Annotated in this window: 11 protein-coding genes; 8 read left to right on the top strand and 3 right to left on the bottom strand. The window is 71.6% G+C overall.

The genetic code is table 11. The annotated features are described in order from the left end of the window. Positions 1-7 precede the first annotated feature (7 nt). The 5 genes from OHA77_RS13755 to ptsP all read left to right on the top strand — a co-directional run bounded on the left by OHA77_RS13755 (position 8) and on the right by ptsP (position 3,940). Positions 8-1,042 carry an SIS domain-containing protein gene (locus tag OHA77_RS13755; RefSeq protein ID WP_326820214.1) on the top strand — a complete coding sequence of 345 codons (1,035 nt, stop codon included), beginning with the start codon at positions 8-10 and terminating at the stop codon, positions 1,040-1,042. Positions 1,043-1,094: 52 nt separating this feature from the next. Continuing rightward, positions 1,095-1,331, top strand: a complete 237-nt coding sequence (locus tag OHA77_RS13750) for a PTS glucose/sucrose transporter subunit IIB (RefSeq protein ID WP_326820215.1) — start codon at positions 1,095-1,097, stop codon at positions 1,329-1,331. Between the two features lie 52 nt (positions 1,332-1,383). Continuing rightward, positions 1,384-1,833: a PTS glucose transporter subunit IIA gene (locus OHA77_RS13745; protein ID WP_406318458.1), complete on the top strand. Its 450-nt coding sequence runs from the start codon at positions 1,384-1,386 to the stop codon at positions 1,831-1,833. 170 nt (positions 1,834-2,003) lie between these two features. Continuing rightward, complete coding sequence (locus OHA77_RS13740) at positions 2,004-2,261, top strand: HPr family phosphocarrier protein (RefSeq protein WP_326820217.1); 258 nt, start codon at positions 2,004-2,006, stop codon at positions 2,259-2,261. Continuing rightward, entirely contained in the window at positions 2,258-3,940 is a 1,683-nt protein-coding gene (gene ptsP, locus OHA77_RS13735; RefSeq protein WP_406318457.1) for a phosphoenolpyruvate--protein phosphotransferase, read from the top strand. Before OHA77_RS13740 ends, ptsP begins: the two co-directional genes overlap by 4 nt. Positions 3,941-4,061: 121 nt before the next feature. Here ptsP and OHA77_RS13730 read toward each other — a convergent pair whose 3' ends face one another. Then, complete coding sequence (locus OHA77_RS13730) at positions 4,062-4,775, bottom strand: hypothetical protein (protein ID WP_406318455.1); 714 nt, start codon at positions 4,773-4,775, stop codon at positions 4,062-4,064. Between the two features lie 102 nt (positions 4,776-4,877). On the opposite strand from OHA77_RS13730, the gene OHA77_RS13725 reads away from it, so the two are divergent. Genes OHA77_RS13725 through OHA77_RS13715 form a run of 3 tightly spaced genes read left to right on the top strand, consistent with a single transcriptional unit; the run spans position 4,878 to position 7,141 of the window. Beyond that, positions 4,878-5,519 (top strand): TetR/AcrR family transcriptional regulator C-terminal domain-containing protein, encoded by a 642-nt coding sequence (locus OHA77_RS13725; RefSeq protein ID WP_406318454.1) that lies wholly within the window; start codon positions 4,878-4,880, stop codon positions 5,517-5,519. 42 nt (positions 5,520-5,561) lie between these two features. Next, a complete protein-coding gene (locus tag OHA77_RS13720; RefSeq protein WP_406318453.1) occupies positions 5,562-5,789 on the top strand; it encodes a hypothetical protein in 228 nt (75 codons plus the stop codon). 38 nt (positions 5,790-5,827) lie between these two features. Beyond that, positions 5,828-7,141: a glycoside hydrolase family 3 protein gene (locus tag OHA77_RS13715; protein ID WP_406318452.1), complete on the top strand. Its 1,314-nt coding sequence runs from the start codon at positions 5,828-5,830 to the stop codon at positions 7,139-7,141. A gap of 139 nt (positions 7,142-7,280) precedes the next feature. Here OHA77_RS13715 and OHA77_RS13710 read toward each other — a convergent pair whose 3' ends face one another. Both OHA77_RS13710 and OHA77_RS13705 read right to left on the bottom strand, forming a co-directional pair. Further along, a complete protein-coding gene (locus OHA77_RS13710) occupies positions 7,281-7,406 on the bottom strand; it encodes a hypothetical protein (RefSeq protein WP_326820223.1) in 126 nt (41 codons plus the stop codon). 80 nt (positions 7,407-7,486) lie between these two features. After that, positions 7,487-11,845 carry an HAD-IC family P-type ATPase gene (locus tag OHA77_RS13705; RefSeq protein WP_406318450.1) on the bottom strand — a complete coding sequence of 1,453 codons (4,359 nt, stop codon included), beginning with the start codon at positions 11,843-11,845 and terminating at the stop codon, positions 7,487-7,489. Positions 11,846-11,926: the final 81 nt, after the last annotated feature.

Raw genomic sequence — 11,926 nt, 5'->3', positions numbered from 1 at the left:
AGCACTGATGACGAGCAAGATGCGCAGCGAGATCGCCGAGCAGCCCGCTGCGTTGCGGGCCACTTTGGATGCCCTCCTTCCCAGGGTCGGCGAGGTGGAGCGGCTCGCGGGGCAGACCCGCCAGCTGCTCTTCATCGCCCGCGGCACCTCGGACAACGCCGCGGTTTACGGCCGCTACCTGGCCGAAGCGCACGCGGGCCGGCTGTCCACGCTCGCCGCGCCCTCGATCGCCACCACCTACCGGCGCAAGCTGGATCTCGACGGCGTCCTGGCCGTCGCGCTCTCCCAGTCCGGCCGGACCGAGGAGATCGTCGAGACCCTCGCCTGGGCCAAGGACTGCGGCGCCCGGACGGTCGCCATCACCAACGGCGGCGAGCAGAGCCCTCTCGCCCAGGCCGCCGACCTCGCCCTGTGCACGCTCGCGGGCGAGGAGAAGGCCGTCCCGGCCACCAAGACCTACACCACCCAGCTCGCCGCGCTGGCCGTGCTCGGCCTCGGCCTGGGCGCCGACGTCGACCCCGCCGATCTGCAGCGGGTGCCGGACGCGGTGGAGAAACTGATCGCGGAGCCGGGTGCCCTGGAGGAGATCGTCGAGGGGCTGGCCGACAAACCGGGCGTCGTGGTCTCCGGCCGCGGGCTGGCCTTCTCCACCGCGCTCGAACTGGCACTCAAGCTCAAGGAGGCGTGTTACCTGCACGCCATGGGCCTGTCCTACGCCGACCTGCTGCACGGCCCGATCGCCGTGGTCGACGCCGACACTCCGGCCCTGCTGGTCGCGGCCGGCGAGGGGCCGACCCTGGCCGGGACCGTGGCGCTCGCCGAGCGGGTCACCGGCGCCGGGGCCGCGGCCTTCACCGTCGGTGGCGGCACCGCGCTGTCGGCGGTCTCCACCGCCGCCCTGAACGGTCCCGACCTCCCCGAGTGGGTCGCCCCGCTCGGTCTCATCGTCCCGGGTCAGTTGCTGACCGAGGCCCTCGCCCGCAGGCTGGGCATCGACCCCGACGCGCCCCGCGGCCTCAACAAGGTGACCCAGACCGACTGATCTCGCAGTGTCGTCTAGCCTGTTCACAGAGCGATCTCACCTGGAGGGCGACATGGCGGCCAACGCCGACGCGATCATCGCGGGACTCGGTGGTGCGGACAACATCATCGAGATCGAACCGTGCATCACCCGGCTCCGCACGGAGGTACGTGACGCCTCCAGGGTCGACCAGGCGGCCCTCAAGGCCGCCGGGGTGCACGGCGTCATGGCCTCGGGCAACATCGTCCAGGTGGTCGTGGGTCCGGAGGCGGACACGATCGCCAGTGACATCGAGGACATCATCGGCTGAAAGGGCCGGGCCGTCCCCGCTCTCGTGGGCGGGATCATTCGGAGAGGGTGCGATGACCACAGTTCTGGCTCCGGTCACGGGGGTAGCCGTGGGCCTGGGGGCGGTGCCCGATCCGGTGTTCGCCGAAGGCATGGTCGGGCCCGGTGTGGCGATCGAGCCGGACAGGGAGCCCGGCGAGGCGGTCTCGCCCATCGCGGGCACGATCGTCAAGCTGCATCCGCACGCGTTCGTCGTCGTCGGTGACGACGGCAGGGGGGTCCTGGTCCATCTGGGCATCGACACCGTGCAGCTCAAGGGCGCGGGTTTCGAGCTGCTGGCGTCCGAGGGGGACCGGGTGGGCGCGGGGCAGCCCGTGGTGGCCTGGGACCCCGTGGAGATCGAGACGGGCGGGCGTTCCCCCGTCTGCCCGGTCGTGGCGCTGGACGCCGCCGAAGGGTCCGTCACCGCGCTCGCCGACGGCACGGTCCACGCGGGAGACGAACTCTTCCGGTGGGCGGAGTGACGGCGGTGAGCCCGGTGACGGCTGTGGGTATGACGACGGGCCAGGGGGGAACGGGACCCGGCGAAACTGATCTCGAGGTCCCCGGCCCGGTATGGGCCGGACGGCCCTTGTCGACCGATCGATGAGCCGGGCGGTCCAGACCGCCCGGCCTGATTCTGCAGGAGGAGCACGTGGCCGAGCGCCAAGTCACCGTTGAGGCCGAGGTCGGCCTGCACGCCCGCCCCGCGGCGACGTTCGTGCAGACCGCGGCGGCGGCCCCACTGGACGTCACCATCGCCAAGGGGGCCGGGCAGCCGGTGAACGCCAAGAGCATTCTCGCCGTCCTGTCGCTCGACGTCAGGAAGGGCGACACCGTGGTGATCAAGGCGGAAGGCGACGGCGCGGACGACATCCTGGACCGGCTCGCCGTCATCGCCTCGGCCCCATGACCGCGCTCACGGGAGTGGGGGTGAGCCCGGGCATCGGCTTCGGGCCCGCCTACGTGCTGGCCCGTGAGACCCCGGTGCCCCCGTCCGACGCCCGGCACGGCGGGGACGCGCAGGCCGAGCGGGCGAGGGCCGCGCGGGTGCTGGAGCAGGTCGCCGCCGACCTGGAGGAACGAGGCGTCCGGGCGGGCGGCGAGGCTCAGGAGATCCTGAACGCCCAGGCGATGATGGCGCGCGACCCCGGTCTCGCCACCGGGGTGGCCGCCCTGATCGACGCGGGCGGCAGCGCGGCCCGCGCCGTCTACGAGGAGTTCGGCCGATACCGCGAGCTGCTCGTCGGGGCGGGGGGATACCTGGGCGAGCGTGCCGCCGATCTGGACGACATCAGGGACCGGGCCATCGCGCTGCTCGAAGGTCTGCCGATGCCCGGCCTGCCGTCCCAGGCGGCGGAGCCGTACGTCCTCGTCGCCCGTGACCTGGCGCCCGCCGACACCGCCCTGCTCTCCGCGGACGTGGTGGCCGCCTTCGTCACCGAACAGGGCGGGCCGACCAGCCACACCGCGATCCTCGCCCGCGCGATGGGAGTGCCGGCGGTCGTCGCCTGCCCCGGGGCGACCTCGATCTCTCCCGGCGCGCCGGTGCTGGTGGACGGGGCCTCCGGTCTCGTCCGGCCCGCGCCTTCGGAGGAGGAGGTGACCACGGCGAGGAACGCCGCCTCCGCCAGGGAGGCCGTGCTCGCGGCCGCCACCGGACCGGGGATGACCTCCGACGGGCACGCGGTGCCGCTGCTGGCCAACATCGGCGGGCCACGTGACGTGGACGCCGCGCTGAAGTACGGCGCGGAGGGCATCGGGCTCTACCGCACCGAGTTCCTCTTCCTCGACCGGACGTCCGCGCCGTCCGACGAGGAGCAGGAGGCCGCGTACCTGGACGTGTTGAACGCCTTCCCCGGTGGCCGGGTGGTCGTGCGGACCCTCGACGCGGGGGCGGACAAGCCGCTCGCCTTCCTGCCACCGCAGGAGGAGGAGCCCAATCCGGCGCTCGGCCAGCGTGGTCTCCGGCTGCTGCGGGCATATCCGCAGATCCTGAACGCGCAGCTCGGGGCCCTCGCCAGGGCCGCCGCCAAGTCTTCGGCGAAACTTCAGGTGATGGCTCCGATGGTGGCCACCGCCGAGGAGACCGCCTGGTATGTGGCGGTCTGCAGGGAGGCGGGCCTGCCGTCCGCGGGCGTGATGATCGAGATCCCGTCGGCCGCACTGCGCGCCTCCGACCTGGCCGCGGAGGCCGACTTCTTCTCCCTGGGCACCAATGACCTGGCCCAGTACACCTTCGCCGCCGACCGTCAGGTGGGCACGTTGACCGCGCTGCAGGACGCCTGGCAGCCCGCGCTGCTCGACCTGGTCGCGCTGGCCGCGACCGGGGCCGCCGAGCGCGGCAGGCCCTGCGGGGTGTGCGGAGAGGCCGCGGGCGATCCGGTCCTGGCCTGCGTGCTGGTCGGGCTGGGCGTCACCTCGCTGTCGATGGGCGCTCCTGCGCTGCCCGCCGTACGGGCCGCGCTGTCACGTCACACCCGTGAGCAGTGCCTCCTGGCCGCGCAGGCCGCGCTGACCGCCGTCTCCGCACCGGAGGCGCGTGAGGCGGCCCGCTCCCACCTGCCGGGGCTGGCCGGGCTGGCGCTCTGAGAGAGCGAGCCGCGGCGTGCGGCCGGGTCTGGGATTGAGACTGGTGCGGCCGTCGGCGCTGAGAATGATCTTGACGGGGCTGGGGTCCCGATAGCGCTTGGCGGCTGGCTGGTGTGCTGTTTCACCGTTTACCGACGATCGCCGCCAGCGAGGCCATCGTCCTTCGCGGGGGCTGCTGGAGGTCACGTTCGGGGCGGAGCGCGTGGCGCCCCAGACCCCAGGCGACGGCGCCGATCGCGAATCCATACGTCGCCACCAGCCCGTGGCCGTTGGCCTGGGCGAACCACAGTGCCAGGCCGAGCGCCGGCACGCCGAGTGCGAGGAACCTCTCCTTGGGGGCGCGGCTGCGCAGCAGTAGGGCGGCGGCCAGCGTCGCGGCGAGGAAATACGTCGCTCCGGAGCTCCCGGCGAAGTTGCGAGGGTCGGCGCTGCCACTCGTCGCCCCGAGCAGTACGTCGATGAGCTGCGGCAGGAACGCGCCCGCGGCGAACAGCACCAGCATCAGTGGGCCGCTCCAAAACCACTCGGCCAGGGCGGCGATGACGGCGAGGGTGACGATGTTCCACACGGTCCCGACAACGCCTCCGTTCTGCATGAAGATCGATGTGAGCCCCCGCCACCAGCCCGACTTGCTCGGGTCGGCATCCAGGGCCGCCATCGCTCCGTGCCAGCAGAGCTGAGTCACCACCCCGGCCAGCGCCACCGCCGTCAACCCGGCTGCGGCCCAAGGGATGCGGCGCAGCCCTATCGTGTCCTCTCCGATCAGGGTCCGCGCGCAGGTGAACATCAGCACCATCAGTGCCGCTGTGGTCAGGTTGAACAGCAGTGCATCCATCTCGGCCCCCTTTTTGAACAGCGTTTGAATCTGCTGCCGTGACTGTAGCGCCGACGACGGCAAAATTCAAACAGTGTTTGAAAAGTGAGTTAGGGTGGTGCCGTGAAGCTGACCACAGACCGGATCGTCGACGCAGGCATGGCCGCCTTCAACGAGGTGGGCTATCAGGGGCTGTCCATGCGGCAGGTGGCCGAACGGCTCGACGTGCACGCCGGGAGCCTCTACTACCACGTGCGGAACAAGAGCGCCCTGCTACAGCTGATGGCGGATCGGGTGGCTCAGCAGGCGTACGACGCCGGCAGTGCCGCCCTGGCCGAACTGGCCGAGGATGCGGACTGGCAGACGCGAATCGAGGCTCAAGCCATCACGTTGCGCGAAAGCATCAAGCGGCACCCGGGCGGGCCGATCCTGCTCGCCGACAGCCCGAAGGTGCTCAGTCCCGGAGCGCTGTCCCTGATGGAGCGGCTGCTGCAGACCTTGAGCGATGCCGGCGTGCCCGCCGAACACCAGATCATCGTCGCGGACACACTGCTCAGCCACATCACTGGATTCGTGCTGCAGGAACAGCGCGAGCCACTCACCCCCGCCGTCGATGCCAAGGACATCGCCAGCCTTGGCAAGCGCTTCCCAATGACCATCGCCAGCGCACCCGTCTACGACCAGGACGAGAAGTTCATCCGAAGTGTGCGACTGCTCTGCGCCGCCGCCCAGGCACAAATCGTCTCTGTAGCAGGTTCTAGGTGAACAGCTCGATGATTCAAGATCACGAAAATGATGGAGCATCCAATGCCGCTTGAGGGACGACGTGTGCTGGTGATGGGCGGTAGCTCGGGGATCGGCGAGGCCCGCGCGGCCTTGTTCGCCGAGCACGCCGCCATGCTGCCGGTCGGCCGGGTCGGCACGGCCCAGGACGTGGCGCAAGCCGTCGTACTCGCGGCCACCAACGGCTTCATCACCGGCAACGTGATCGAGGTCAACGGAGACCTCACCCGGGGCGGCCAACTGACGGGGTAGGGCGCCTACTGTCGCCCGGCGCGGATAGCGTGGGACGCATGGTTCGGTTCATGCGTACGACGGGGCTGGCAGCGATCGCGACTATGGTGGCCGGATGCGCCGGTGCGGGGGCGGGGACGCCTCCGCCGGCGAAGTCCGCCGCCGGGCAGGTCGGTGCGGTGGCCACGAGCTCCGCACCGTCAAGGTCGGTGATTCCCAAGCCCTCCGGAGTGGAGGCGGTGCTCGCCGGGATGAGCGTGGAGGACAAGGTCGGGCAGCTCTTCATGCCCGTGCTGTACGGCTCGGCGGCGGATGGGTCGTCCGGGGAGAACCAGGCCCGGTTCGGCGTGGGCACCCCGGCGAAGGCGGTCGCCAAATACCGGCCGGGCGGGGTGATCCTGTTCCCCTGGGCGGGCAACGTCAAGAACGTCCGGCAGGTCGTGGCGCTGACCAACGGGCTGCAGAAGGCGTCGCCGGAGATCCCGCTCCTGATCGGTGCCGACCAGGAGAACGGCAAGGTCTCCCGGCTTGCTCCCCTGGTCACCGAGATGCCCGGTGCCTCGGTCATCGGTTCGACCGGCGACCCCGCGATGGCCCGCAAGGCGGCCAAGGTCACCGGCACCGAGCTGCGCGCCCTCGGCATCAACCTCGACTTCGCCCCGGTCGCCGACGTGAACATCAACCCGCGCAACCCGGTGATCGGCTCCCGGGCCTACGGCTCGGACCCCAAGAAGGTCGCGCCCATGGTCGCCGCCGCGGTCCAGGGCTTCCACGACGCGGGGATCGCCAGTACGGCCAAGCACTTCCCCGGCCACGGGGACACCAACGTGGACAGCCACACCGGGCTGCCGGTGATCCAGCACTCCCTGTCCCAGTGGAGCAGGCTGGACGCGCCGCCGTTCGCCGCGGCCATCGGCAAGGACATCGACGCGATCATGAGCGCTCATGTGGTCATGCCCAAGCTCGACCCCTCCAGGGATCCGGCCACGCTGTCCAAGCCGATCCTGACCGGGCTGCTCCGCGAGAAGCTCGGCTTCGACGGGGTCGTCTCGACCGACGCGCTGGACATGGCGGGGGTGCGCAAGAAGTACGGTGACGGTCAGGTGGCCGTGCGCGCCATCCAGGCAGGGGTGGACCTGCTGCTGATGCCGCCGGACTTCCCCACGGCGTATCAGGCGGTGCTGACGGCGGTGAAGTCTGGGAAGATCTCCACCCGGCGGCTCGACCAGTCCGTCCGGCGGCTGCTGAAGCTGAAGGCCGCGCGGGGCCTGCTGGAACGGGCTCCGGTGGCCGATCCGGCCAAGGCCGAGCGGGTGCTGCGTTCGCCGGAGCACCGTAAGGTCGCCCAGCTCATCAACGCCCGGGCCCGCTGACCGAACCGGCCCGGTTCGAACCGGCCCGGCTAGAACCGGCCCAGCTCGATCTGACCGGTTCCGATCCGATCAGGACCGGTTGTCGTCCGATCAGGACCGGTCGTCATCGGGCCAGGACCGGTCGTCGGCCGGGCAGGTGTCACGCGGGCAGCAGGCCACCGCGCCGGGCCATCGCCAGGACGAGGGACTGGACGAGACGCATGACGAGTGCTTCGAGGAGGAGGAAGGCCGCCTTGGCGAGAACAGAGGACAGGAATCCAGACATAACAACCTCGCAGGGCTAAGAATCTCTTAACCTGATTTTTCCGGACAAATTTATATGAAACGGTACACGGAGATTGCCGTTCAGTGAACGGTCGATGACGTCTCGCGCATCGAGGCCTGGACCGCCGCCCCGGCAACGGTCGCGGCGGCGGCACTCCCGAGGGCGATCGTCCATCCCACGGGTCCGAGCGGACGGCAGCCGAAGAAACGGCACAAGCCGGGCAGCGAGACGGTCAGGCACAGCACGGCCAGAGACCCGAGCGAGGCCAGCGCGACCACGCGGTCCCGGCCGCCCAGGACCAGCGTCTGGAACAGCTGGGCCGATACGAGCGCGACCAGCCCGATCGTGTCGGCCCTCCGCTGTGTGCCGGTCATCCGACCGACCGACCACGCGACACCGGCCGCGGCCGTGGTGACGGCGGCACGCAGATAGATGTCCCGGGTCAGGGAGGTCGCCAGGGAGGCCTCCGGGCCCTCGGCGAGCAGCCGTTCGGGGCTGGTCGCCGCCGGAGGGCGGACGGCCACCGCCATCGCCGGCAGCATGTCGGTGAGCAGGTTGACCAGCAGCAGCTGGCGGGCGTTCAGCACGTTCCGGCCGCTGATCAGACTGGATGCGACGGTGAACACGATCTCGCCGACGTTGCCGCCGAGCAGGATGCTCAGGGCGTCCCTGACCGAGCCCCACATGGCCCGGCCCTCGATGATCGCGTCGACGATCGTCTCGATGCGGTCGTCGGTCACCACGACGTCGGCGGCCCCCCGGGCCGCCGGGGTGGCACGGGACCCGAGGGCGATCCCCACATCGGCGGCGCGGATCGCGGGAGCGTCGTTGGCGCCGTCTCCGGTGACCGCCACGACCATGCCGGAGCGGCGCAGGCAACCGACGATCCGTGCCTTGTGCGCCGGGGTGGTCCGGGCGAAGACCGTCGCGTCCGGCAGCACCTTGACCAGGTCGTCGTCGTCGAGGTCGTCCAGTTCCGGACCGGTCATGATCCGTCCGCCGTTCAGTACGCCGAGCTCGGCGGCGATCGCCTCGGCGGTACTCGGGTGATCACCCGTGATCATGACGACCCGGACGCCCGCCCGCGCCAGGCGGCCGACGCTCTCGGCCGCCGTGGGCCGGACGGGGTCGGCCAGGCAGAGGAAACCCATGAAGGTCAGACTCTCGATGCGGGACTCGTCGAGGTCGCGGCGGTCGGAGGTGGGGCGCTCGGCCACCGCGAGCACCCGGTAGCCCTGCAGGGCGAGCCTGTTGACCTCGTCTTCGAGCTCCACCCGGGCGGATCCGTCGAGGGCGACGAGGTCGCGGGCGCGGAGCAGGCCGGTACAGCGGGTGAGCACGGCCTCCGGGGCGCCCTTGACGCTCAGCAGGTAACCGGAACCGCCCACGCCGAGCACGGCGTGGTAGCCGCGTCCCGGTTCGAAGGGAAGCTCGTCGATCCGCTGCCAGGTGTCCTGCCCCTCTTCGGGGGTCACGTGCAGCCGCCGGGCTCCGTCCAGCACGGCACGGTCGGTGGGGTGGGCGGCGGGCCGCCCCTCGTCGGGACGCGGGCTCGCGCGCAGTGCGGCCGCCATGATCCGTCTCAGCTCGGGCACCGGCTCCCCGACCGGATGTTCGACGCGCCCGTCCGAGACGCAGCGCAGGCTGATGTGCCCCTCCGTCAGGGTTCCCGTCTTGTCGAAGCAGAGGACGTTCACCCGGCCGAGGGCCTCGATCGTGGAGGGGTTGGGCACCAACGTGTTACGGGTCGACAGCCGCCGGGCGGCGGCGAGCTCCGCCATCGAGGCGACGAAAGGCAGCCCCTCGGGCACGGCGGCGACGGCGAGGCTCACCGCAGGGGCGAGAGCCTCGGTCATGGGCCTGCCGCGGAGTAGCTCGGTGGCCAGCAGGGCGACGCCGGAGCCGACCGCGACCGGCAGAACCCGCCTGCTCAGTGCACGCAGCCGGAGCTGTACGCCCGTCGGTGGGGGCCCGCCCGTGGCGAGCATGGCGGTCCGGGCCGCTTCGGTCGCCTCGCCGGCGGCGACGACCACGGCCAGCCCATGACCGGCCGCCACCGTCGTGCCCTCGTAGACCATCGAACTCCGGTCGGCGACGGCGGCGGTGGTGACGGGCTTCGGTGACTTGGCGACGAGCTGGGACTCACCGGTCAGGGCCGCCTCGTCGACCTCCAGGCCCATGGCACTGAGCACGCGGCAGTCGGCCGGTACGGCGTCGCCCGCGTGTAGTTCGACGACGTCACCCGCCACGAGGTCGTCGACGGTCGCGCTCATACCCCCGCCGGGGCGGCGAAGCCGCACGCGGACCGTCACCGTCTCCGTCAGACGGTGCAACGCCCGGTCGGCGGTGAACCGCTGTCCCCCGCCGATGAGCGCGTTGATGATCACGACTGCTCCTATCAGCACCGCGTCGGAGACCGAGCCGACCAGGGCCGATGCGCCGGCCCCGGCCGCCAGCACCGGGGTGAGCGGGTTGGCCAGCTCGTCGGCCGATATGCGAAGCAGCGAGTCGGGGCCCTTGGGCCCGCCGGCCCCCGGTGCGGTCCTGCGGCGCAGAGCCTCCGCCTCGGTGAGCCCGTCGGGGGAGGAATCGAGCCGGGACAGCACCTCCTTGACCGGCATGGAGTGCCAGGGGGTGCGGTCGGCGCGGGCCGGGACCGCCGTGCGCCCGGCGTTGTGGCCTGCCCACTCACCCATGACGATCGCGGCCAGTGCCGTGCAGTCACTCACCAACTGGGCCCTGTCCACCGCCTCCCGCCGCTCTCCGGCGGTCGTCAGCGTGGCTCCGACGGCCGCCCCCGCCAGGCTCAGCCACACGCACCGCTCGCTTGTCCTTCTCGCCGGTGCCAGGCAGCTCAGCAGCAGGTGGACCCCGTCGAGCCCGCTGATCACGTCCGCGTCCCAGGGCATGCGGCCCGTCCGGTCCGGGACTCCGATGCCCAGGTCGGCCTGGGCCAGTCCGGCCCTGGAACGCCTCGACACCACGACCACTCCGTGACCGTCGGCCTGGAGTGCGCGGACCGACGCGGCCAGCCGTGAACCGCCCGGTACGGACGCGTCGACGCCGAGCCGGCTTCCGAGCCCCGGGTCTCCTCCCGCCAGAACCACGGTGCAACCGCTCCGGGCCGCGGCGACGACGGCGTCGGCCAGCGGGTCGAGCTCCGGCGCGAGCCCGGCCACGGCCACCAGCACGCCGTTCCGGCGGACGCCGACGGGCCGTAGTCCCAGTGCCTCCCATGCCGGGGCGTCCGCCGGAATGACCCCGGTCAGATCCGCCAGCGGTTCGGCCGCCCAGGTGTCGCGTTCCCGCCGGGCGCCGGGGTCGGTGAGGTCGACCAGGGTGTAGAGCCACGTGTGAAGCCTGCCGGCGTCCAGATCCCCGGTGAGGGGGACGAGCCGGTCGATCGTCCAGGAACCCGTGGTGAGCAGGGCGGCGTCCAGGACGACGGTGTCCATGCCGTCCATCCGGCGCAACGCGTCCCGGTTGAGAACGAGCGCGCCGCGCCTGGCCAGAGCCCGTCCGACCGCGCCGGCGAAGGCTTCGCCGCCCGCCTTGGAGGCCTTGGGCGTCGTGGCGATCAGCATGGCGAGGCCCCGCTGGGGGCTGGCACTGGCCAGACGCGTCAGCGCCGACGCGCTCAGCGCCACGGGGGGCACGAGGCGCTGGAGCCGTTCTGCGGGGCTGTGCGCCAGAGGGACCGGGCGTGGCCTCTTCGCAGACCGGATATGCCGGTAGGCGCCTTCCCGGGAGGCCAGCCGCTGCCCGTGGAGTTCCCAGGCCTGCCGCATGCCGCGCGCCTCCACGTAGCGGGTGGTGGCGGTGATGGAGTGGACCAGTAGTCCCAGCGGGCGGAGCGCGAGCGTGTTGGTCACGATGTTCGCGGTGGTGAGCAGGGAGTCAGCGGTCGATCGGCCGAGGTGGCGTTCCAGCTCCGCGCGGATTTTCGGGGCGGATTCCACCAGGTGCAGAACAGCGGGCACGGCGGGGGAGAGCGGAGGCAGCCGGGCCACGCGCCCGGCCAGCGCCAGCCCGGTGCCGAGCAGACTCGCACCGAGCCTGATGCCCGCCCGGGTGTGCTGCTCCACCACTCCGGAGAGTGACGGCCCCTGGCCCTGGTCGGCGTCCTGTCCGGCGTCGAGCTCCTCGACGACCGACAGGAGGCTCTCCAGGTCGACCGCGTCGACGTCGCATCCCACGAAGACGGCGCCGAGGGCGCCGTTGACCTCCGCTCGCTCCACCCCGTCCAGGGCGAGCAGCAGCGCTTCGAGGCGTCGCGCGGCCCGTTCGGTGCCCGGCCCGCCGATCGCGCGCAGGTCGATGTGGAATCCGCCCGGGCACGTACGGCGCCCACGGGGACGCGGCAGGGCGTTCCGCATCACGTCGGGCATGACGCCCCACAACGCCTCGGTGGAAACGGTGAGCACCCGCGCCAGCAACATTCGGCTCTCCAACAGGAAAAACACTCAGACCGTCAGGTCGTGGCCGTCCATGACCCGACCGGCCGCGTCACCGGACCGTTG

Origin of the sequence: Streptosporangium sp. NBC_01639, from assembly GCF_045209755.1 — a bacterium.
In the GTDB taxonomy this organism is placed as follows: Bacteria; Actinomycetota; Actinomycetes; order Streptosporangiales; family Streptosporangiaceae; genus Streptosporangium.
The sequence above is the reverse complement of the archived record's forward strand: the minus strand, read 5'-3'. Positions and strand labels throughout refer to the sequence as shown.